At 63.7% G+C, this 21,882-nt stretch carries 22 protein-coding genes; 11 read left to right on the top strand and 11 right to left on the bottom strand.

From position 1 onward, the window contains the following. Nucleotides 1-120: 120 nt before the first annotated feature. The 3 genes from gyrA (at nt 121) to trmFO (ending at nt 4,889) form a co-directional block, all read left to right on the top strand. Nucleotides 121-2,907: a DNA gyrase subunit A gene (gene gyrA, locus WJS89_RS02000; RefSeq protein WP_346339260.1), complete on the top strand. Its 2,787-nt coding sequence runs from the start codon at nt 121-123 to the stop codon at nt 2,905-2,907. Between the two features lie 74 nt (nt 2,908-2,981). After that, nucleotides 2,982-3,455, top strand: a complete 474-nt coding sequence (locus tag WJS89_RS01995; protein WP_346339259.1) for a host attachment family protein — start codon at nt 2,982-2,984, stop codon at nt 3,453-3,455. Nucleotides 3,456-3,533: 78 nt separating this feature from the next. Next, nucleotides 3,534-4,889: a methylenetetrahydrofolate--tRNA-(uracil(54)-C(5))-methyltransferase (FADH(2)-oxidizing) TrmFO gene (gene trmFO / locus WJS89_RS01990; protein WP_346339258.1), complete on the top strand. Its 1,356-nt coding sequence runs from the start codon at nt 3,534-3,536 to the stop codon at nt 4,887-4,889. 6 nt (nt 4,890-4,895) lie between these two features. Here trmFO and WJS89_RS01985 read toward each other — a convergent pair whose 3' ends face one another. The 6 genes from WJS89_RS01985 to eno all read right to left on the bottom strand — a co-directional run bounded on the left by WJS89_RS01985 (nt 4,896) and on the right by eno (nt 10,264). Next, nucleotides 4,896-5,363 (bottom strand): EF-hand domain-containing protein, encoded by a 468-nt coding sequence (locus tag WJS89_RS01985; protein ID WP_346339257.1) that lies wholly within the window; start codon nt 5,361-5,363, stop codon nt 4,896-4,898. A gap of 57 nt (nt 5,364-5,420) precedes the next feature. After that, on the bottom strand, nt 5,421-6,038 hold the full coding sequence (locus WJS89_RS01980; RefSeq protein WP_346339256.1) for a squalene/phytoene synthase family protein: 618 nt from the start codon (nt 6,036-6,038) through the stop codon (nt 5,421-5,423). A 25-nt stretch (nt 6,039-6,063) separates the two neighbouring features. Continuing rightward, the gene (locus WJS89_RS01975) at nt 6,064-7,458 is read right to left on the bottom strand and encodes a pyruvate dehydrogenase complex E1 component subunit beta (RefSeq protein ID WP_346339255.1); all 1,395 of its coding nucleotides are present in this window, start codon (nt 7,456-7,458) and stop codon (nt 6,064-6,066) included. Continuing rightward, the gene (pdhA, locus tag WJS89_RS01970) at nt 7,458-8,525 is read right to left on the bottom strand and encodes a pyruvate dehydrogenase (acetyl-transferring) E1 component subunit alpha (protein ID WP_346339254.1); all 1,068 of its coding nucleotides are present in this window, start codon (nt 8,523-8,525) and stop codon (nt 7,458-7,460) included. Before pdhA ends, WJS89_RS01975 begins: the two co-directional genes overlap by 1 nt. A 76-nt stretch (nt 8,526-8,601) precedes the next feature. Then, nucleotides 8,602-8,907 (bottom strand): FtsB family cell division protein, encoded by a 306-nt coding sequence (locus tag WJS89_RS01965; RefSeq protein WP_346339253.1) that lies wholly within the window; start codon nt 8,905-8,907, stop codon nt 8,602-8,604. Nucleotides 8,908-8,971: 64 nt separating this feature from the next. Further along, nucleotides 8,972-10,264: a phosphopyruvate hydratase gene (gene eno / locus WJS89_RS01960; protein WP_346339252.1), complete on the bottom strand. Its 1,293-nt coding sequence runs from the start codon at nt 10,262-10,264 to the stop codon at nt 8,972-8,974. Nucleotides 10,265-10,401: 137 nt separating this feature from the next. Here eno and WJS89_RS01955 point away from each other — a divergent pair, with 137 nt between their 5' ends. Genes WJS89_RS01955 through WJS89_RS01935 form a run of 5 tightly spaced genes read left to right on the top strand, consistent with a single transcriptional unit; the run spans nt 10,402 to nt 12,675 of the window. Beyond that, nucleotides 10,402-11,046 carry a hypothetical protein gene (locus WJS89_RS01955; RefSeq protein ID WP_346339251.1) on the top strand — a complete coding sequence of 215 codons (645 nt, stop codon included), beginning with the start codon at nt 10,402-10,404 and terminating at the stop codon, nt 11,044-11,046. After that, nucleotides 11,047-11,433 carry a phage holin family protein gene (locus WJS89_RS01950; protein ID WP_346339250.1) on the top strand — a complete coding sequence of 129 codons (387 nt, stop codon included), beginning with the start codon at nt 11,047-11,049 and terminating at the stop codon, nt 11,431-11,433. Further along, nucleotides 11,430-11,915, top strand: coding sequence for a hypothetical protein (locus WJS89_RS01945; protein WP_346339249.1), 486 nt, complete (start codon nt 11,430-11,432; stop codon nt 11,913-11,915). The genes WJS89_RS01950 and WJS89_RS01945 overlap by 4 nt, the downstream gene beginning before the upstream one ends. Beyond that, the gene (locus WJS89_RS01940) at nt 11,912-12,385 is read left to right on the top strand and encodes a hypothetical protein (protein WP_346339248.1); all 474 of its coding nucleotides are present in this window, start codon (nt 11,912-11,914) and stop codon (nt 12,383-12,385) included. Before WJS89_RS01945 ends, WJS89_RS01940 begins: the two co-directional genes overlap by 4 nt. Before the next feature lie 56 nt (nt 12,386-12,441). Next, entirely contained in the window at nt 12,442-12,675 is a 234-nt protein-coding gene (locus WJS89_RS01935) for a DUF4170 domain-containing protein (protein ID WP_346339247.1), read from the top strand. A 105-nt stretch (nt 12,676-12,780) separates the two neighbouring features. Here the strand turns inward: WJS89_RS01935 and WJS89_RS01930 are convergent, their stop codons facing one another. From WJS89_RS01930 to carA, 5 genes are all read right to left on the bottom strand, one after another. Continuing rightward, on the bottom strand, nt 12,781-13,422 hold the full coding sequence (locus tag WJS89_RS01930) for a rhomboid family intramembrane serine protease (RefSeq protein ID WP_346339246.1): 642 nt from the start codon (nt 13,420-13,422) through the stop codon (nt 12,781-12,783). Continuing rightward, on the bottom strand, nt 13,422-13,898 hold the full coding sequence (greA, locus tag WJS89_RS01925; protein WP_346339245.1) for a transcription elongation factor GreA: 477 nt from the start codon (nt 13,896-13,898) through the stop codon (nt 13,422-13,424). Before greA ends, WJS89_RS01930 begins: the two co-directional genes overlap by 1 nt. 78 nt (nt 13,899-13,976) lie before the next feature. Beyond that, nucleotides 13,977-17,330 carry a carbamoyl-phosphate synthase large subunit gene (gene carB, locus WJS89_RS01920; RefSeq protein WP_346339244.1) on the bottom strand — a complete coding sequence of 1,118 codons (3,354 nt, stop codon included), beginning with the start codon at nt 17,328-17,330 and terminating at the stop codon, nt 13,977-13,979. Continuing rightward, nucleotides 17,330-17,866, bottom strand: a complete 537-nt coding sequence (locus WJS89_RS01915) for a hypothetical protein (RefSeq protein ID WP_346339243.1) — start codon at nt 17,864-17,866, stop codon at nt 17,330-17,332. The genes carB and WJS89_RS01915 overlap by 1 nt, the downstream gene beginning before the upstream one ends. Then, on the bottom strand, nt 17,863-19,023 hold the full coding sequence (gene carA / locus WJS89_RS01910; RefSeq protein WP_346339242.1) for a glutamine-hydrolyzing carbamoyl-phosphate synthase small subunit: 1,161 nt from the start codon (nt 19,021-19,023) through the stop codon (nt 17,863-17,865). Before carA ends, WJS89_RS01915 begins: the two co-directional genes overlap by 4 nt. Before the next feature lie 151 nt (nt 19,024-19,174). Here carA and WJS89_RS01905 point away from each other — a divergent pair, with 151 nt between their 5' ends. The 3 genes from WJS89_RS01905 to dnaG all read left to right on the top strand — a co-directional run bounded on the left by WJS89_RS01905 (nt 19,175) and on the right by dnaG (nt 21,876). Further along, nucleotides 19,175-19,630 carry a GatB/YqeY domain-containing protein gene (locus WJS89_RS01905; protein ID WP_346339241.1) on the top strand — a complete coding sequence of 152 codons (456 nt, stop codon included), beginning with the start codon at nt 19,175-19,177 and terminating at the stop codon, nt 19,628-19,630. Between the two features lie 101 nt (nt 19,631-19,731). Beyond that, nucleotides 19,732-20,046 carry a GIY-YIG nuclease family protein gene (locus WJS89_RS01900; RefSeq protein ID WP_346339240.1) on the top strand — a complete coding sequence of 105 codons (315 nt, stop codon included), beginning with the start codon at nt 19,732-19,734 and terminating at the stop codon, nt 20,044-20,046. A 9-nt stretch (nt 20,047-20,055) separates the two neighbouring features. Continuing rightward, entirely contained in the window at nt 20,056-21,876 is a 1,821-nt protein-coding gene (gene dnaG, locus WJS89_RS01895; RefSeq protein WP_346339239.1) for a DNA primase, read from the top strand. Nucleotides 21,877-21,882 lie beyond the last annotated feature (6 nt).

Below are 21,882 nucleotides of genomic sequence, written 5' to 3'. Positions count from 1 at the left end.
TCGTTAACGTCAACTCCGCGTTTCGCGTTGGCGCTCCAAGCCTAACTCTGCTAGTTCTTGCGATATGAAGAATCGCGCCGGTCCTCGGTGGCGATCCTACCGAACTTAGCAGGATTCCTCATGGTCGACACACCCGGCGATACCCTCCCCGTCTCCTCCGGCGACATTTCGCCCATCTCCATCGTGGACGAGATGAAGTCGAGCTATCTCGACTATGCGATGAGCGTCATCGTCAGTCGCGCGCTTCCCGACGTTCGGGATGGGTTGAAGCCGGTCCACCGCCGCATCCTTTACGCCGCGCAAGAAGGCGGTTTCGTCGCGGGGCGTCCGTACCGCAAGAGCGCCAAGATCGTCGGTGACGTCATGGGTAACTATCACCCCCATGGCGACAGCGCGATCTACGATGCGCTCGCTCGCATGACGCAGGACTGGTCGATGCGCGTCCCCTTGGTCGACGGCCAGGGCAACTTCGGCTCGATGGATCCCGATCCGCCCGCCAGCATGCGGTACACCGAAGCGCGGCTCGCCAAGGTCGCGAACTTCCTGCTCAACGACATCGAAAAGGAAACGGTCGCCTTCACCCCAAACTACGACGGCAGCCGCGAGGAGCCGTCGGTGCTGCCGGCACGCTTCCCAAACCTGCTCGTCAACGGGGCGGGGGGGATTGCGGTGGGCATGGCTACCAACATCCCACCACACAACCTCGGGGAGGTCATCCAGGCCTGCAAAGCTTATATCGAGGACCCCGCCATCAGCGTCGAAGGACTGATGGAATATGTAAAGGGGCCCGACTTCCCGACGGGCGCCTCGCTGCTCGGTGCAAGCGGCATTCGTGCGGCCTACACCAGCGGGCGCGGCTCGATGGTATTGCGCTCCAAGTATGAGATCGAGGAAGGGCGCGGCGACAAGCGGCAGATCGTCCTGACCGAAATCCCCTTCCAGGTCGGCAAGTCGGGACTGGTCGAGAAGATCGCGGAAGCCGCAAAGGACAAGCGGATCGAGGGCGTTGCGGACATTCGCGACGAGTCCAACCGAGAGGGCGTGCGCATCGTCATCGAATGCAAACGCGATGCAACACCCGATGTCGTGCTCAACCAGATCTGGCGGCACACGCCTGCCCAGTCGAGCTTCGCGGCCAACATGCTCGCGATCCGCGGCGGCAAGCCCGAGACGCTCGACCTTCGCGACATGATCGAGGCGTTCGTCAAGTTCCGCGAAGAGGTCATCACCAAACGCTCCAAGTTCGAGCTCGCCAAGGCGCGCGAGCGCGCGCACCTGTTACTCGGTCTCGTCGTCGCGGTCACCAACCTCGACGAGGTCGTCGCGATGATCCGTGGCTCGGCAAGTCCGGCGGAAGCCCGCGAAAAGCTGCTGTCGCGCGAATGGGGGATGGAGGAGATCCGTTCCTACATCGAGCTGGTCGAAGGCGTCGTTTCGACGCAGGCGGAGGGCAGCTATCGACTGTCCGAAGCGCAGGTGAAGGCGATCCTCGAGTTGCGCCTCCATCGCCTCACCCAACTGGGCCGTGACGAGATCGGAGACGAGCTGAAGGAACTGTCGGTCACGATCAAGGAATTGCTCGAGATCCTGTCGAACCGTGCGCGCCTCTACGAGGTGATGCGCGAGGAGCTCGACGAGGTGGAGGAGCAATATGCCACGCCTCGCAGGACCGAACTCGCCCCCGCCGCCGACGGGATCGAGGACGAGGATCTGATCGAGGTCGAGGACATGGTCGTGACCGTGACGCACACGGGTTATATTAAGCGCACGCCCCTCGCCCTGTTCCGCGAGCAGAAGCGCGGCGGCAAGGGCCGCAGCGGGATGAGCACCAAGGATGAGGATGTCGTCACCAACCTGTTCGTGACGACGACGCACAATCCGGTGCTATTCTTCTCCAACAAGGGCATCGTCTATCGCAAGAAGGTCTGGAGGCTGCCGGAGGGCGGGCCGACCGCAAAAGGTCGCCCGATGGTGAACCTCCTGCCGCTCGCCGAAGACGAGAAGATCACGACAGTTCTTCCGCTCCCGCAGGATGAGGAAGAGTGGGCCGGTCTCCACCTCATGTTCGCGACCGAGGGCGGCACGGTGCGACGCAACAGCATGGACGCCTTCACCAACGTGCCCTCGAACGGCAAGATCGCGATGAAGTTCGACGAGGGCGAGGACGGACGCCCGCTCGACCGGCTCGTGGGCGTCGATCTGCTTACCGAAGACGACGACGTGTTGCTCGCCACCCGTAACGGCAAGGCGATCCGCTTCGAGGCCACCAAGGTGCGCGAATTCGCCAGCCGTGCCTCGACCGGCGTGCGCGGCATCAAGCTGCTCGACGACGACAAGGTCATTTCGATGTCGATCCTCGGCGCGACGGGCTCGACCGGCGAGGAGCGAGAGATCTATCTCAAGTCGCCGATCTGGCGCGATAACGACAGTGCGGAGGGGCTCGACGGCGAACGCTATGCCGAACTGGCGGACAAGGAGGAATTCCTCCTCACGATCACCGAAAACGGCTACGGCAAGCGCACCTCGACCTTCGAGTATCGCGTGACCAACCGTGGGGGTCAGGGCGTTGCGAACATCGTGACCGGCGACCGCAACGGCGGCGTCGTCGCCAGCTTCCCGGTGCAGCAGGGCGAGCAACTGATGCTCGTGACCGATCAGGGCAAGATGATCCGAACGACCGTCGGCGATATTCGCATCGCCGGGCGCAACACGCAGGGTGTCACGATCTTCAACGTGGCGAAGAACGAGAAGGTCGTTTCCGTCGCGCTGATCGATGAGGAAGAAGATCCCGAAAACGAGGCCGAGGAAGCGGCGTCGGAGGACTTGCGTGGTGACGACAAGACCATCGCTCCCGACGACGGTGCCGACACGGCTGACGATAGCGCGGCAGGCCCGCAGGGCGAATAGCGCGGCGAGACGCGGAACGGTGCGCGGTCCCCTCTCGTTGGTCGGCTAAAGATCAACGAAAAGGAGAATGCCCCATGGGGATCGCCACCGACACGCTCGTCCTCGTCACCGACGGACGCAAAATGCTGTTCCTTCGCAACGAAGGCGACAAGGAGCATATGAACCTGCAGGTCGAGAGCAAGCGCCGCCGCGACGACAGTTCCGATAGCGAACTCGGGACCGACGAGCCTGGTAGCGTCTTTTCCTCGGGTTCGAACGCTCGGTCGTCGTATGAGGAAACAGACTTTCATCAGCTCGAAGAGGACCGCTGGGTTCATGAGGCCGCGGATCTCGTCAATTCGCGCGCGCTCAAGAACGACTTCGATGAACTCGTGATCATCGCGCCGCCCAAGGCGCTGGGAGAACTGCGTCCCAAGCTCCACAAGGAGACGGAGAAGCGCACGATCCTGCAGATCGACAAGGAAATGACAAATCAGCCGCTGAAGGATATCGAAGCGCTGATCGAGGGCGAGACCGCGAAGGAAGCGCCGCCTGAAGTCCTGAGTTGATTTTTGCGTCAAGCCTTCTGGAGGGCGGCCTTCGGGTCGCCCTTTTTTTGTGCCGCATCAACGGCTAATGCGCGCGGCATGACGCAAACTATAACCATCATTGGTGGCGGTCTCGCCGGTTCGGAGGCCGCCTGGCAATTGGCCGAGGCGGGCGTGGACGTACGCCTGTTCGAAATGCGCGGCGGCGGCGATACGACCCCAGCGCATGACACCGACAAGCTCGCCGAAATGGTCTGCTCCAACAGCTTTCGTTCCGACGATGCCGAATCCAACGCCGTAGGGTTGTTGCATCAGGAAATGCGGCGCATGGGCTCGCTCATCATGGCCAAGGCGGATGCGCAGGCGGTTCCCGCGGGATCGGCGCTGGCGGTCGACCGGCACCTGTTCGCCGACGCGGTGACGCAGGCGGTCGAGCAGCATCCCAACATCACCGTCCACCGCGAACGCGTCGATGCATTGCCGGAAGATGGCATGACGATCGTCGCGACGGGTCCCCTCACCGGCTCGTCGCTCGCCGACAGCATCGCCCGCGCCACCGGCAAGGACGCGCTCGCCTTCTTCGACGCCATCGCGCCGATCGTGCACCGCGAAAGCATCGACATGGACGTCGCGTGGTTCCAGTCGCGCTGGGAAAAGGGAACGGGCAAGGATTATCTCAATTGCCCGATGGACAAGGAGCAGTACGAGACGTTCGTGCAGGCTCTGGTCGATGGCGAGAAGACCGAGTTCAAGGACTGGGAGAAGGACACGCCATACTTCGAGGGGTGCATGCCGATCGAGGTGATGGCCGAGCGTGGGATCGATACGCTCCGGCACGGGCCGATGAAGCCCGTCGGCCTTGACGATCCGCGCACGGGCCGCTGGCCCTACGCGGTCGTGCAGCTGCGGCAGGACAATGCCCTCGGCACGCTTTGGAATATCGTCGGGTTCCAGACCAAGCTGAAGTGGGGTGCGCAGAAGGACATCTTCCGTACGATCCCCGGACTGGAGAAAGCCGAATTCGCGCGGTTGGGCGGGATCCATCGCAACAGTTTCATTCGTTCGCCCGAGCTGCTCGACCAAGAGCTACGCCTCAAGTTCATGCCGCACATCCGCTTCGCCGGCCAGATAACGGGCTGCGAGGGCTATCTGGAAAGCGCGGCGGTCGGCCTGATGGCCGCCCGTTTCGCGGCAGCCGAGGCGAAAGGCGAACGGTTCGAAGCACCGCCGATTGAGACCGCCTTCGGAGCCCTTCTCCACCATATCACCGGTGGGGCGAGTGCGGACAGCTACCAGCCGATGAACATCAATTTCGGGCTGATGCCGCCGATCACCGGTCGCAAGATGAAGAAGGCCGATCGGCGCAAGGCCTATACCAAGCGGGCGCGGGCCGCGTTTGCGGACTGGTTGGAGCGCCAAGGCGTGGACGATCGCATGCCGGTCGCGGCAGAATAGCGCCTTCTAGCAGCTGCACGACGGTTTCTTGGCGCGTGGCTTAGGCGCCGTGCTCGCATATTCCGCGCGCGTGAGCTTGCCGTTTCCGTCGGCATCCGCACCTTCGAACTTGTCGATCGTGGTGATCGCCCATTCCTCGAAGCTCAGCTTGCCGTCGCCGTCGAGGTCGAGGTTCGCGTAGCGCTTGCGGCGCGGGTGGACGATCTCGGACAAGGTGATGATCTCGTCCTTGTTCTTGTCGACGCGGTTGAAGCGCTTTTCCTCCTTGGTGACCGGATCGGCGCGCGGCGCTTCCTCGATCAGTTCGGGAATTTCCGGCAGCACGCGCGTTTCCCCTGCCGCTTCTGTTTCCACGAGTTCGACGGAGGGCGCATCCGGCAATCCTCCGGGCGTAGGCGTACTGTCGCGGGCGAGCAAAACGGCTCCCGCAGTGAATAGCAAACTTGCGCCAATCCCGACTGCCCAGCGAAGCATGAAGCCTCTCCCTCTGGCGATCCGGCGTCGAAAGCCTAGCGAGCGGGGTTGGAGACTTCAAGCATTGCCGGTGACTTTGCCCGAGAGGCGGTGGCTGAGCATCGCGAAGGCGCGGCCGGGGGTGGCTTCGGGTTCGGGCTCGGTACGAAGCATGTCGCGCGCTGCGAGGCGGGCCAGCAAGGTGAGCGGACGGAGCGCGCGCGGAAAGCTGTGACCCCGCAAATCGCGCATCAGCGAACGAGCGGCCGGCCTCACCGCGTCGGGGACGAAACCGCGAACGCGGGCGAGCATCGCCAGCCGCCCGGCCGTGCCGAGCATCGGATCATCGCAGCCAAGCAGGAAGGCGATTGCCTCGAACAGGCGCGCCCCCCCTGCCCCCACGCGCTCGAGATCGACCGGCTCAGCGAGCAACGCGGCATAGCTGTCCTCGATCGCAGCGAGACTGGTACCCGTCAGGTGTCGCGGCAAAACATGCTCGGCGACTGCCCGAAGCCGCGGCTCGGCGGGTGCGGGCTCATGATCGAGCGCCTCCAGCGCTTCGCGCCACCAGGCGAGCCGGATCGTTCCGACCAGCGGCTCGCTCGTCTGCGCGACGATCTCCGCAAACGTTGCGTCCAGGCGCAGCACGGCTTCGACCGCAGGCCGCACCGGGGCGGGGAAATGGGTCAGCGCCAACGCCCGGTCGGGCGTCAGCGCGCCTTCAGCGATAGGTGACGCGCCGGACTGCTTCGACCACCTGCTCGGGCTTGATCAGCGCCATTTTCTCCAGGTTCGCGGCATAAGGCAGCGGCACGTCCTCGTTGGTGACGCGAAGGACCGGCGCGTCGAGATCGTCGAAGCCCTCTTCCATGGCGATCGCCATGATTTCCGAAGAGATCGAACAACCGGGCCAGCCTTCCTCGACGCTGACCATGCGATTGGTCTTGGCGAGACTGGCGAGGACGGTCCCCTTATCGAGCGGACGCAGCGTGCGGAGGTCGATGACCTCGGCGTCGATACCGTCCTCGGCGAGCTTCCTCGCGGCCTCCAAGGCAATGCCGACGCCGATCGAATAGCTGACGATGGTGACGTCGCTGCCCTCGCGCGCGATGCGGGCCTTGCCGATGGGGAGGACGTAATCGTCGACCTGCGGCACAGCGAAATTCTGGCCGTAAAGCAGTTCGTTTTCGAGGAAGACGACGGGGTCTTCGCTGCGGATCGCGGCTTTCAGCAGCCCCTTGGCATCGGCGGCCGTGTAGGGCGCAATGACGACGAGACCCGGCACCGAGGCGTACCACGGGCCGTAATTCTGACTATGCTGCGCGGCGACACGCGAGGCGGCGCCATTGGGACCGCGGAAGACGATCGGGCAGCGCATCTGGCCGCCCGACATGTAGTTGGTCTTGGCGGCGGAATTGATGATGTGGTCGATCGCCTGCATGGCGAAATTGAAAGTCATGAATTCGATGATCGGGCGAAGGCCCCCCATCGCTGCGCCCGACCCGACGCCGGCAAAACCATATTCCGTGATCGGCGTGTCGACGACGCGCTTGGAGCCGAATTCCTCGAGCAGCCCCTGGGTGACCTTGTACGCGCCCTGATACTCGGCGACTTCCTCGCCCATCACGAACACGCGGTCGTCGGCACGCATTTCCTCGGCCATCGCGTCGCGCAAGGCTTCGCGGACCGACGTAGCGACGGTTTCGGTGCCTTCGGGGAGATCGGGGTCGACGTGACTGCTCTTGTCGGTCGCAGGCAAGTCCTTGGTGATCGCGTCTTGGCTCTCGTCCCGACCGACATCCTTGCCTTCGCCATCCTGATCAGACGCCTCGGCGGCCGGCGGGGAGGACGCTGGAGCATCGTCTACGCTCTCGCCTTCCTCACCGATCATCGCGATGGCGGTGCCGACCGCGACATTGTCGGTGCCTTCCTCGACGAGGATCTTGAGAAGCGTGCCTTCGTCGACCGCCTCAAATTCCATGGTGGCCTTGTCGGTCTCGATCTCGGCGATGATGTCGCCCGCGACGACGGTATCGCCCTCTGCCTTGAGCCACTTGGCGAGGGTGCCCTCTTCCATGGTGGGCGAGAGGGCGGGCATCTTCAGTTCGGTGGCCATCAGTACGTCTCCACCAGAACGTCGGTGTACAGTTCCTGCGCCTCGGGTTCGGGCGCGTTCTCGGCGAAGTCAGCTGCCTCCTTCACGCGTTCCTTGATCTCGGAATCGATCGCTTTGAGGTCGTCTTCCGACGCGCCCATCTTGAGCAGTTCCTGTTTCGCCTTCTCGAGCGGATCGCGCTCGCCGCGGAAACTGTCGACCTCGTCGCGGGTGCGATATTTGGCGGGATCGGACATCGAGTGTCCGCGATAGCGGTAGGTCATGAGTTCAAGAAGGATCGGCCCCTTGCCCGCACGGGTCCATTCCAGAGCGACTTCTGCCGCGCCGCGGACCGCGAGCACGTCCATGCCGTCGACCTGGATGCCGGGAATCTGGAAGCTCTGTCCCCGCTTCCACAATTCGGGCTCGCTGCTGGCGCGCTTGATGCTAGTACCCATCGCATACTGGTTGTTCTCGATGGCGTAGATGATGGGGAGATCCCACAGTTCGGCCATGTTGAAGCTCTCGTAGACCTGGCCCTGGTTGGCCGCGCCGTCGCCGAAATAGGAGAGGTTCACGCCCCCATCTTCGCTATATTGATGCTTGAAGGCGAGACCCGTGCCGAGCGAGACCTGTGCGCCGACGATGCCGTGACCGCCGTAGAAACCGTGCTCGACACTGAACATGTGCATCGAGCCGCCCTTGCCCTTGGAAATGCCCGCCGCGCGGCCGGTCAGTTCGGCCATGATGACATTGGGATCGATGCCGTAGGCGAGCATATGGCCATGGTCGCGATAGCCCGTGATGACGCTATCCTTGCCAACCGTCATTGCCGACTGGAGGCCGACCGCGACCGCTTCCTGCCCGATGTAGAGATGGCAGAAGCCTCCGATGAGTCCCAAGCCATAGAGCTGGCCCGCTCGCTCCTCGAAGCGGCGGATGAGCAGCATCTGCTTGTAAAGCTCGAGCAACTCTTCCTGGCTTGCCTCGAAGCGTTTGGGCTCGGGCGGTTCCGGTATGTTCTTCTGATCGTCAAGGGTGCGCGAGGCGGCCTTGGCAGGCGCCTTCCTGGCGGGCTTCTTCGCCATAATCTCTCCTGTTGTCGCGCGCTCTATAAAAGCGACGTTACGGCAAAGGCAATGCGGGAAAGGGCCGAGGGGTTGCTCAGTCGAGCGGAATAATGATCTCGTCGTCGCGGATAAGGCCAAGATCGCGGCGGACCAGTTCCTCCGCGATATCGGGATCCGCGGCCTTGGGGTCGAGCAACTGCGAGCGGTGGCGCAGCGCATCGCGTTCGGCTTCGAGCGCAGCGAGTTCGGCCTTTCGCTCGTCGAGCGCGCGGACGTGACCGCCCCAGGCAAGCAGACCGTTGTCGCCAGCGATGGCATAGCCTGCAAAATTGCCGATGATCACGAAGGCCACGAGCGGCACGACAATGCGGCGCACCAGTCCTCTTGATTTTTGGCTCATCGACATGTGGCCCTTAAATCACGAAACGGAAAATAAACCAAGATTTTCTTGGGGCTGAGGCGTTTTATTTGCGATCGACCGCGACGTTGAAAGCATCGGCGCCGAGATAGCAGGCATTGTCGCCAAGCTCCTCCTCGATCCGAAGCAGCTGATTGTATTTTGCGGTCCGATCCGAACGCGCCAGGCTGCCGGTCTTGATCTGTCCGCACGACAGCGCGACCGCGAGGTCGGCGATGGTGCTGTCCTCGGTCTCGCCCGATCGATGCGACATGACGGCGGTGTAGCGGGCATGCTGGGCCGTCCGCACGGCCTCGACCGTTTCGGTGAGCGTGCCGATCTGGTTGACCTTGACGAGCAGCGAGTTTGCCATGCCGTCGTCGATGCCCTGTTGCAGCCGCGCGGTGTTGGTGACGAACAGGTCGTCACCCACGAGCTGGACCTTCTCGCCGAGCCGCTCCGTCAGCAGTTTCCAACCGGCGAAATCGTCTTCCGCCATGCCGTCCTCGATCGAGAGGATCGGATAGTCGGCGGCGAGCTTGGCGAGTTCCTCGACCATGTCGGCGCTCTGCAGCGTGCGTCCCTCGCCTTCCATCACATAGGTGTCGTTGCGGAAGAACTCGGTCGCAGCGCAGTCGAGGGCGACGTAGATCTCCCGCCCGAGCGTGAAGCCTGCAAGGTCACAGGCTTCGCCGATCATGTCGAGTGCCTCGCGGCTCGATTTCAGCGCGGGTGCGAAGCCGCCCTCGTCCCCGATCGCGACCGACAGGCCGCGTTCCGACAGGGCGCCCTTCAGGGCATGGAAGATCTCGGTGCCGATGCGGAGCGCTTCGGAGAAGCTGTCCGCACCCACGGGCATGACCATGAATTCCTGGAAGTCGATCGGGTTGTCGGCGTGCGCGCCGCCGTTCAGGATGTTCATCATGGGAACGGGCAGGATCATCGCGCCCACTCCGCCGACATAGCGATACAGCGGCAGCGCGCGCGCATCGGCGGCCGCCTTGGCGACCGCGAGGCTGACGCCGAGCAAGGCGTTGGCGCCGAGCTTGCCCTTGTTCTCGGTGCCGTCGAGATCGAGCAGCGCGGCGTCGACCTCTGCCTGATCCTCGGCCTGTTCGCCGATCAGCGCGTCGGCGATGGGGCCGTTGACGTTGGCGACGGCCTTGGACACGCCCTTCCCGCCCCAGCGCGCCTTGTCCCCGTCGCGCAGTTCGACCGCTTCATGCGCACCGGTGGAAGCTCCCGAGGGAACGGCCGCACGTCCGAGCGAGCCGTCCTCGAGGGTCACGTCGACTTCGACGGTCGGATTGCCGCGGCTATCGAGAATCTGGCGGGCGTGAATGTCGATGATGGCGGTCATGGCGCGCTCCCTTTGTCGTCTGAGCGGGCGTTAGCGAGCGGTGATGACAGGCGCAATATGGCGCGCGAAAGCGGGGACGGAACGGGTTCGGCATCTGGCGGGTTGTTTCGGTGAAGTAAGAGACGAAGGAGTTCGTAATGCCCATTCCGACTGAGACCGACCTGCCCGAACGCACCGACCGGATCGTGCCGGGCGCCAGCAAGACCGCCACCGACATGGAAAGAGAGCTGATCGTGGAAGATACGCCCACCACCCCCAACACCCCCACCACCCCCAACACCGACCCCCTGACGACGACCGAGAGCGGAACCGCCCGCGACAAGGTTGTCGCGAAGGTCAATGAAGCGCGCTCGAGCATCGCCCGTGAAGCGGCGGGCAAGACACGCGGCGTCGTTGGCGACGGCCTTTCCAAGGGTTCCGAGGCGATCGGCTCGATGTCGCGCCTCGTCGGCGACACTGCCGGCAATATCGATGAATCGCTCGGTGCCGAATATGGCGACTATGCACGGTCGGCAGCGAAGTATCTCGACGATACGGCGCAGAAGTTTGCCGCAAAGGATCCCGACGAGCTCGTCGACGATGTTCGCAGTTTCGTGCGCAAGAGCCCGGGAATGGCGCTCGGCGCGGCGGCCGTCGTCGGGTTTGCGCTCGCAAGGCTCGTTTCGGCAGGATTCGACGCCGAGCGCGGCGACGATGACCTCGGCACGACCGGCTATGACGGCCCGCCGCGCGACGGTGACGTGCCGCCGATCGATCCGATTACGACGACGCCCGGGGCGTAAATGAGCGACGCCGCAGTTGCCCAGAAAGCGAAGTCGGAACGGGACCACGAGATCCCGGATCCGCAAGCACCAGTCGATCCCGATGCGTCGATCGGCGAATTGATCGGGCGCATCGTCGAGGACGGGCGCCAGTTGGTCGGGGCAGAGATTTCCCTGATGCGCGAAAAGGCCCGAGTGGAAGTCGGATTCTACAAGAGTTCGGCGATTTTCTTCGGCGCTGCGGCGGTTTTCGCGATTGCGGCACTGGTCGCTTTCGCAGTCGGCGTGACGATGGCGTTGGCGACCTTGATCGGCCCCCTGTTGGGCGGATTGGTTTCGACCCTGCTTTTTCTGGGCGTCGCAGCACTGCTCGGCAAAATGGGTCTCAAGCGATTGGAGCAGGCATGAGTATCGATCATCGAGTGCTTTCGGCCAAGAACGAAGTGGAAGTGAAGCGTGCACAATTGCTTCACTCGATCAAGTTCGCGCTTGGGGAGACGAAACGTCGCCTGGCTCCCGACTTGCTCGCCGAGATGGCGTGGCAGGAAACCAAGCGCGCGGGAAGCAAGATGGCCGACGGCGCCGTCGACTTCACCAAGCGCAAGCCTTGGCTCGTCGGCGGCATCGCTGCCGCAGCGGGACTGTTTCTTGCACGCAAGCCGGTCGGCAGGCTGGCGGTCGATGGATATGAGGCGCTGAAGAACAAGGGCGACCCCGAAGTCGAAGACGATTTCTCGAGCCCTGCATCCAGCGAGCCGTCACCCCACCCCAACCCCGACCCCACGCCGACCGTCTCTGAGTTTCGCGAGGCGGGAACGGCAATCGAAGACAAGGCGGCGCCAGCGAAGAGCTCGCGGCGTACCAACAAAACAACGGAGGACGTAAAATGAGTGTCAAGGACAAGGCAAACGAAGCGAAGGCGAAAGTCGGCGAGAAGGCCAATGATGTCGCCGATGGTGCCCGTCGCGGATATGAAAGTGCCCGCACCAAAGCCGTGAACGCTTACGGCAGCGCGAAGGACGGTGCCCGTACGGGTGCACGCAAGACCGGTGAGGGAATCGAGAGCAATCCTTTCATCGCCCTCGCAGCGGGCCTCGGGCTCGGCGCGATCATCGGCGCGCTCATCCCGCGCAGCCGCCGCGAAAAGGAACTGCTCCGCGATGTCGGGCGCGATCTCAACACGCGTGCGCATGGCGCTTACGGTGCCGCCAAGGATGCCGGCCAGCGCCAGCTTGAAGAGCGCGGTCTTACCCCGGAAGCCGCGGAAAATGCGGTGCGCGATGTTGCGCGCGGTGTCAGCGAGGCGGCCAAGCAGTCGGCGAGCGCTGCGGCCAGCGCTGCCAAGAACAAGGACGCCTAGTCGATGATGTTCGGGGCGGCTTTGCAGGCGGCGATAAATCCGCTAGCGAGCCGCCCATGAGCAAGCTTCATCTCGTTTTCGGCGGCCGGGTCAAGGATCCGCGCGGCCTTGAATTCACCGACCTCGACGCAATCGATATGGTCGGGCTTTACGACAGCTACGCTGCGGCCGAAGAGGCTTGGCGCGGTGCGGCTCAGCGTACGGTCGACGAGGCCGACGTCAAATATGTCGTCGTCCACCTGCACCGATTGCTGGAGCCGGACGACAAGGTGCTCGACGCCGAGGGCTGAGATCTCTCGCCTCTATACGAATTCATGATCGGGAACGCGCCGTCCGTGTGACGGGGCGAGCCCATTGTCATGCTTAGCGGTCGTCACAAGGCGATCGGTTGGGGGTTACGGCCTGTCCCATTGATTCGTCGGTCGATGTCCCCTCGCGAGAATGCCGAACATTCCGATCCCCGCAATGAAGCCGCCGACATGGGCGGCCGTAGCGATGAGGGTCCCGCCCATGACGCCCATGAAATCGAGCATCAATTGCAGCACGATCCAGGCGGCTAGAAGCCAGATGACGTTGAGCAGCCGGTCGAGCGCAGGGGAACGGGTGAAGGGTTTGACGCGGCCAAATCGCATGGCGAAGGCACCAATCAGCGCACTCACGGCGCCGCTTGCGCCGACCATCGGGACGGCGGCGACTGGATCCATCAGCCATTGCGCCGCGGCGGCAGCATAGGCTCCAACGATATAGAGCCCGACCAGCCGCGCAGGACCGATGACGGCTTCGAGACGAAGGCCGCACAAGACCAGAAGCAGCAGATTGAAGGCGAGGTGCGCGAATCCTGCGTGGAGTAGCGTCGCGCTCAGCGGCGTGAGCGGCATCGGTACGGCCGCGGGCAGCGGGAACAGGCCCCCTACCCGCGCCGGAATGAATCCCCCCAGCACGAAAGCGGTCGCTTCCCGCTGGAAAGCCGACACGAGGAGAAAGGCGACCACGGTCAGCACGGCGATGATGCCCGTCGCCGACCGCAGCAACGCCATTATTTGAACTCGACCTTCTCGATCTCGAAATATTTCTCGCCCGCGGGGGTCATCACTTCGACCTCATCGCCAACGCTTCGGCCGATAAGTGCGCGGGCGAGCGGCGAATTGAAGTTGATGCGACCGAGTTTGGCGTCGGCCTCGCTCTCGCCGACCAGCTGATAGGTTTTTGGATTGTCGTCCTCGTCGACCAGATGGACGGTCGCGCCGAACACGACCTTGTCGCCCGACATGGTCGTGGGATCGATGACCTGCGCGCGTGCGAGTTGGTCTTCGATATGGCTGATGGTCGCCTCGATCTGCCCCTGTCGCTCCTTGGCGGCATGATATTCGGCATTTTCAGAAAGGTCGCCATGGGCGCGCGCTTCCTCGATCGCATCGATCACCGCGGGGCGCTCGATTGTCTTGAGGCGCTTCACTTCGGCGCTCAGCTTGGCATGGCCCTCGGCCAGCATCGGCACCTTTTCGACTGCCATCGCTCAATCATCCTTCGTCAAAACCGCGCCCTGCTGCAAAGTCGCAGTACGTCAGGTCCGGCTTGTGGTGAGTAACTTTCAGGAGGACGAATAATAGGACTGTAGCGAGCGGACTTCAAGGGACTCGGGGTCGGCACGCCCGATCACCCGCGCGATGGCGCGGCTCGCCCCCACGGTCGTATAATAGGGAATGCGTGCCTTGAGCGCCGCCTCGCGGATCGCCTGGCTGTCCTTGAGGCTTTGCCAACCCTCGGTGGTGTTGAACACGATGTCGACCGCGCCGTCCTTGATCTTGTCGACGATATGCGGGCGGCCCTGCGCGACCTTGTTGACGCGGGTGACGCGTACGCCGTGGTCGGACAGGAAGGCGGCGGTGCCGTCGGTGGCGATGAGTTTGAAGCCCGCCATGTCGAGGTCCTGCGCGGCGGGCAGGATGGCTTCCTTGTCGCTTTCCTTGACCGAGATGAAGGCGCAGCCCGTGTCCGGGTAAGGGTCACCCGCGCCCAATTGTGCCTTGGCGTAGGCGGCGTCGAAATTGCTTGCGATTCCCATGACTTCGCCAGTGCTCTTCATTTCCGGTCCCAGCACGGGATCGGCGCCGGGGAAGCGGGCGAAGGGGAAGACGGCTTCCTTGATCGCGATATGATCGACGCCCCGGTCGATGGGATCGAAGTCGGCCAGCGAGGCACCCGCCATGACCTTAGCGGCGATCTTGGCGACCGGGCGGCCGATCGCCTTGGCGACGAAGGGCACGGTGCGCGAGGCGCGCGGATTGACCTCGATGAGATAGACGGTGCCATCCTTGACCGCGAACTGGATGTTCATCAGCCCGCGAACCCCCAGCGCCATGCCGAGTTCGTGCGCTTGGCGCTCGATCTCCTCGATGACGCGGGGCGGCAGACTGAAAGGCGGAAGCGAGCAGGCGCTGTCGCCCGAATGGACGCCGGCTTCCTCGATATGCTGGAGTATGCCAGTGACTGCCACGGTCTCGCCGTCGCAGATGGCATCGACATCGACCTCGATCGCGTCGCGGAGATATTTGTCGATGAGAACCGGTGAGTTTCCGGAGACTTGCACGGCAGTGTTGATATAATGGTCGAGCTGCTGGGGGCCGTCGACCACTTCCATTGCGCGTCCGCCCAGCACGTAGCTGGGGCGGATGAGAACGGGGTAACCGATCTTTTCGGCGACCGCGATCGCTTCCTCGCGGCTGCGCGCAATGCCGTTGTCGGGCTGGGTGAGGCCCAGCTTGTTGACGAGCGCGGCGAAGCGCTCGCGGTCTTCGGCGAGGTCGATGCTGTCGGGCGAGGTGCCGAGGATGGGCACGCCCGAGCGCGCGAGATCGGTCGCGATCTTGAGCGGGGTCTGGCCGCCGAGCTGGACGATGACACCGCGGATGGTGCCCTTCTGCCGCTCGGTGGTGATGATCTCGAGCACGTCTTCCAGCGTCAACGGCTCGAAGTAGAGGCGGTCGGACGTGTCGGGGTCGGTCGAGACGGTCTCGGGATTGCAGTTGATCATGACGACCTCGAGCCCTTCGGCGCGGTCGTCCTGCGAGGTTTCTCCGCGATCGCGGCCAAGAGCGAGGGCGGCGTGGACGCAGCAATAGTCGAACTCGATGCCCTGCCCGATGCGGTTGGGTCCGCCGCCCAGGATGATGACTTTCTCGCGATCCGACACGTCGGCCTCGTCGACGGGGTCGTCGAACAGCGGCGCTTCGTAGGTCGAATAGAGATAAGGCGTGACCGCGTCGAATTCGGCGGCGACGCTGTCGATGCGCTTGAAGACGGGGCGGACCCCCAGCTTGAGCCGGTGCGCGCGCACTTCGCCCGGCGTGGTGCCGCCCGTCATGGCGCGTAGCACGTCGTGGACCATCCCCCTGCCCTCGACCGCCGCCGACATGGCGTGCGTGCTTTGCGCGGCAAGCTGGGCGAGCCGTTCGTCGGAGAAACCGAGGCTCTTCAGGCGGCGCATGCCCTCGGCCTTGCCGGGCAGACCGTTCTCGGCGACCTCCTTCTCGCAGGCAATGAGGGTTTCCAATTGGCGGAGGAACCAGGGGTCGAACCCGCTGATCGAATGGATCCGCTCGACGGTGAAGCCTTCGCGCAGGGCCTGGGCGGCAGCGAGGATGCGGAAGGGCGTCTGGCGCGCGAGCGCACTCTCGATATCGCCCTCCAAGGCGCCTTCGAGTTCGGGCACCGGGTCGAGACCGGCGAGACCCGTTTCCGTGCCGCGAAGCGCCTTCTGGAAGCTTTCGGCGAAGTTGCGGCCGATCGCCATGACCTCGCCGACCGACTTCATCGCGGTGGAGAGCAAGGCGGGCGATCCGGCGAATTTCTCGAAGGCGAAGCGGGGGATCTTGGTGACGACATAGTCGATGGTGGGCTCGAACGAGGCGGGCGTGGCGCCGCCGGTGATGTCGTTCCTGAGTTCATCGAGCGTGTAGCCGACCGCGAGCTTGGCGGCGATCTTGGCGATCGGGAAGCCGGTGGCCTTGGAGGCGAGCGCGGAGGAACGGCTGACGCGCGGGTTCATCTCGATGACGACCATGCGCCCGTCCTTGGGATTGACCGCGAACTGGACGTTGGAACCGCCTGTTTCGACGCCGATTTCCCTGAGCACCGCGATGCTGGCCGAGCGCATCCGCTGATATTCCTTGTCGGTCAGCGTCAGCGCGGGGGCGACGGTGATGCTGTCGCCCGTGTGCACGCCCATCGGATCGACATTCTCGATCGAGCAGATGATGATGCAATTGTCGGCGCGGTCGCGCACGACTTCCATCTCATATTCCTTCCACCCGACGATGCTCTCCTCGATGAGCACTTCGTTTGTGGGGCTGGCCTCGAGGCCGCCGCGGACGATATTCTCGAATTCTTCCTTGTTGTAGGCGACCCCGCCGCCCGTGCCGCCCAAGGTAAAGCTGGGGCGGATGATCGCGGGAAGACCGATCTTCTCGAGCGCGGCCTGCGCCTCCTCCCAGCTGTTCGCGATTTCGCTGATCGGGCTTTCGAGACCGATCTTGTCCATCGCGGCCTTGAACTTCTCGCGGTCCTCGGCCTTGTCGATCGCCTCGGCCTGCGCGCCGATAAGCTTGACGTTGTGCTTCTGGAGAATGCCGTCGCGGTTGAGCGTAAGCGCACAATTGAGCGCCGTTTGCCCGCCCATCGTGGGGAGGATGGCGTCGGGGCGCTCCTTCTCGATGATCTTCTCGACGACCTTGGCGGTGATCGGCTCGATATAGGTGGCATCGGCCATGCCGGGGTCGGTCATGATCGTCGCGGGATTGGAGTTCACCACGATGACGCGATAGCCCTCCTCCTTCAGCGCCTTGATCGCCTGGCTGCCCGAATAATCGAACTCGGCAGCCTGCCCGATGACGATGGGCCCGGCGCCGATGACGAGGATGGAGGAGATGTCGGTGCGTTTGGGCATTACTTGCTTTCTACGGGATAGGCGTCGCTGCTAACGAATCTTTCGGGCTTGACGTTGGCGGTAAGCCATTCAACGAAGGCCGTTTCTTGCTGTGGATGCTTGAATTGAGGCGCAAACCATCCAATCATCGCTGCGATGCATGCGTGCTTGCTATCGGAGAATGGTTCTCCACTACCGCCGAACGTAACAATCTCGGTTTCTTTGTCCGAGCTTTCTTGGAACGTAAAATCCCCAGAAGGAATTCCGCACCTTCTCAAGGTTTCGGCATAAACCAAGCGACCGAAACTTCGTGGTTCGAATTTCGGAGTGAGGCCGAGATCGATGAGAGCTCTTTGAAGGTCCAGAACCTCCTCAATTGACCATGTTCGCGGAATTGCGAGACCGTGTTGCGAGAAGTATCGAAGCTCGCGTCGATCCGTTTCGACGAGATCCTTTGCGAGTTCGTAGAAGCCTGCTTGCAGCTCGGGGCGAACCACAACCGATACGGTCCTTCCCGAACCCACTCCCTCGTACGAATTCAAGTTTGCAGCCTTCACCGCATCATCCCCACGAATTTCTCGAACAAGTAAAAACTGTCCTGCGGGCCGGGGCTGGCTTCGGGGTGGTATTGGACGCTGAACGCGGGGCGGTCGGTGAGTTCGAGGCCGCAGTTGCTGTCGTCGAACAGGCTGACATGGGTTTCGCGGACGTTGTCGGGGAGGCCTTCGCGTTTTACCGCGAACCCGTGGTTCATGCTGGTGATCTCGACGACGCCATCGGTGCAGCGCTTGACCGGATGGTTGGCGCCGCGGTGGCCCTGGAACATCTTCGATGTCTGGCCGCCGACCGCGAGCGCGAGGAGCTGGTGGCCGAGGCAGATGCCAAAGAGCGGTTTGTGCGTGTTCAGCAGCTGGTGGATGACGGGGATGGCATATTCGCCGGTAGCGGCAGGGTCGCCCGGACCGTTCGAGAGGAAGATGCCGTTAGGGGCGTGCGCCATGATGTCGTCGAAGGTCGCCTGCGCGGGGACGACGGTGACGCGCGCGCCTGCTTCCACAAGATTGCGGAAGATGTTGTGTTTGGCGCCATAGTCGATGGCGACGACGTGGGGCGCGTCGGATCTGGCGTGGCCGAGCTTGTAGCCCTGTCCCAGCTCCCACCCGCCGTCGGACCAGGCCTCAAGCTGCTTGCGCGAGACCTCTTGCGCGAGGTCCATGCCCTCGAGGCCGGGCCAGTCGGCGGCTTTTCGAGCCAGCGCATCGACGTCGATGTTGCCGTCGGGGGCGTGCGCGATGGCGATGGTGGGCGGGCCTTCCTCGCGCACGAGGCGGGTCAGCGCGCGGGTGTCGACGCCGGCGATGCCGATACGGCCGTGCTCGGCCATCCATCTGGGCCAGTCCACCTCGCTGCGGAAGTTGGATGGGCTCGTCACCTCCTCGCGGACGATGCAGCCTAGCGCGTGGGCGACGGGGGCCTCGACATCCTCGGCGTTGGCGCCGACGTTGCCGATGTGCGGGAAGGTGAAGGCGATGACCTGCTGCGCGTAGCTGGGGTCGGTCATGACCTCCTGGTAGCCCGTCATCGCGGTGTTGAAGCACAATTCGCCGACCGCTTCGCCGGTGGCGCCGAATCCCCTCCCCCAGATCACGCGGCCGTCGGCAAAGACGATGGCGGCGGTGGCATTCTCGGGGCGGGCGGGCGCGCGGGAAGGCATTCGGGGCGGGTGCTCCGTGACGAGGGGTTGTCGGCGATGTTGCTAAGCGTCAGCCGCTACACCCGCTTGTCGGTCCCCGTCAACGGCTGACCTTTCGCCCGATCGCGGCTAGAGTGATTTCTTTTTTCCCTAGCATGATGGAGTGGGCGCCGTGATTCGCGACGATCTGAAGAGCCAAATGGTGGCCGGCATGAAGGCGGGCGAAAAGGACCGGGTCGCGACGATCCGGCTGATCCAGTCCGAGGTGAAGAACAAGGACATCGAGGCGCGCACCGGCGGCGAGATCGCCGACGACGATGCGCATGTGACCGCCGTGCTCCAGAAGATGGTCAAGCAGCGCCGCGAGAGTGCGGAGATGTTCCGCAAGGGCGGCGCCGAGGATCGTGCAGCGGCGGAAGAGGCCGAAATTGCGGTCATCGAGGGATTCCTCCCCGCGCAGATGAGCGATGACGAGATCGAGGCGGCGGTGGCGGCGATCATCGCCGACAAGGGTGCGACGGGCATGAAGGACATGGGCGGCGTGATGGCCGAGGTCCGCGCCCGCCACGGCGCCGCGATCGAACCCGCCAAGGCAAGTGCGGCGGCGAAGAAGCAGCTGATGGGGTGACTTCACAAAATCCGTTCGAATCGAGCGGAGCGCGAAGCGTGTAGTCGAGATGCGGGTGCGCAATCGCCTCTCGACTTCGCTCGAGACGAACGGGGTATGCTGTGGCTTTTTTCGTTTACATTCTCGAGTGTGCCGATGGCTCGTACTACACCGGCCACACGGACCGGCTTGAATACCGCATGGCCCAGCACGAGGCTGGCGAAGGAAGCGACTGGACTCGTCGGCGGCTCCCGGTGCAGCTTCTCTGGAGCGAGACCTTCTCGTCACGCGAGGAAGCGCTGTCAGCAGAACAAACCATCAAGGGTTGGTCGAGGGCGAAGAAGAAAGCTTTGATGGCAGGCCGGTTCGACCTCCTTTCCTACTTCGCAAAGCCTCCGAGCGAGCGCCCCTCGACTTCGCCCGGGACGAGCGGATAGATTGCGACCGTGTCTCTCCCCCCTTCCTTCCTAGACGAATTGCGCGCGCGCACACGTGTCTCGGCGGTGGTCGGGTCCGATGTGAAACTGATCCGCGCGGGGAAGGAGTTCAAGGCCTGCTGCCCGTTTCATGACGAGAAGACCCCGAGCTTCTACGTCAACGATCAGAAGGGCTTCTATCACTGCTTCGGATGCGGGGCGCACGGGGATGCGATCTCGTTTCTCGTCGATGGGCGCGGGATGGCATTCATGGACGCCGTCAAGGAACTGGCGGGCAAGGCGGGGATGGACGTTCCCGCGCCCGATCCGCGCTCGAAGGAACGGGCCGAGCGCCGGGCGGAACTCGTCGATGTCACCGAGGCGGCGGCGGATTGGTTTGCCGAGCAACTGAACGGCATCGATGGCGGCGGCGCGCGTGCGTATCTCGAGAAGCGCGGCATCGGTGCGGATCTGATCCGGCGGTTCAAGCTGGGGTTCGCGCCCGACGATCGCAGCAAACTGAAGCGCGCGCTCGACCGGTTCGGGGTGCCCAAGCTGGTCGAAGCCGGGATGCTGATCGATCCCGAGGACGGCAATCGCGAGCCCTACGACCGCTTCCGCGGGCGGCTCATGATCCCCATTCGCGATCCGCGCGGGCGGGTGATCGCGTTCGGGGGGCGCATTCTGGGTGACGGAGAGCCGAAGTATCTCAACAGTCCCGAGACCCCGCTCTTCGACAAGGGTCGCCAGCTTTACAATCTCGACATTGCCCAGACAGCGGCGCGAAAGGCCGAGCGGGTGATCGTGGTCGAAGGCTATATGGACGTCATCGGTCTGGCGAAGGGGGGCATCGACGAGGCGGTGGCGCCGCTGGGTACCGCGCTGACCGAAGATCAGCTTCCCCTGTTATGGCGCCTGACGCCCTCGCCCATCCTGTGCTTCGACGGCGACGCTGCGGGGCAGCGCGCGGCGATCCGCGCGGCAACGCGGGCACTTCCGTTCCTGGGACCCGAGCAAAGTCTCTCCTTCGTCGAGTTGCCCGAAGGGCAGGATCCCGACGACGTGGTGCGCGAAGGCGGTGCGGCGGCGTTCGAAAAGCTCGTCGCGGAGCCCGAGCCGCTGGCGGCCCGGCTGTGGCGGTATGAGGCGAGCGCCGGCTCGCTCGATACGCCCGAACAGCGCGCGGGTTTGAAACAACGGATGCTCGAGCATGCGCGATCGATTGCGAATCCATCGCTCTCGCAACTGTATCGCGAGGATTGGATGGCGCGCTTCGATGCCCTGGTCGGGCGCGATCGGTCGACCTCATCGCGTGGCTGGAGCCAGAAGAAGGGGCGCTGGGTGCCCCCTGCCCCGCCGGTCGGCGATGTCGCGCGGGCGGTGGCGCGGCAGGGTGTGGAGAATCGCGTGATCGAGGCGCTCCTGACGGGATTTGCCCAGTTTCCCGAGCGACTGCTGGAGGAAAGCGAGGGGCTGGCGGCGTTGCCGATCGAGGATCCACGTCTCGCAGCGTTGCGCGAAAAGCTGCTCGATGCGGCCTTTGCTGCCGAGTCGCTTGATAAAGAGGTGCTTCTTCCCATATTGGCGGACGCAGGCGTGGAGCGATCTGCGCGACCGGTGATGGGGTTCAGTTTCTCGGGGACCGCAGGCGATGCGACGATCGCGATGCGTGACCTTTCCGACACCCTCGAGACGATTCTCGCGAAGGCGGAGATCGATTCGGCACTGGAAGCGGCGACGAAGCGTTTGGAACGGGAATTTACCGAAGAGGCCTATGCGGAGCAGCAGAGGCTTCACCGAATGAGAGACGATAACCGCGAAAGGCTACAGGCCCTCGCGCAAGTGGATTGAAAACGG

The organism is Sphingomicrobium aquimarinum, from assembly GCF_039655735.1.
Taxonomy (GTDB): domain Bacteria; phylum Pseudomonadota; class Alphaproteobacteria; order Sphingomonadales; family Sphingomonadaceae; genus Sphingomicrobium; species Sphingomicrobium aquimarinum.
The sequence above is the reverse complement of the archived record's forward strand: the minus strand, read 5'-3'. Positions and strand labels throughout refer to the sequence as shown.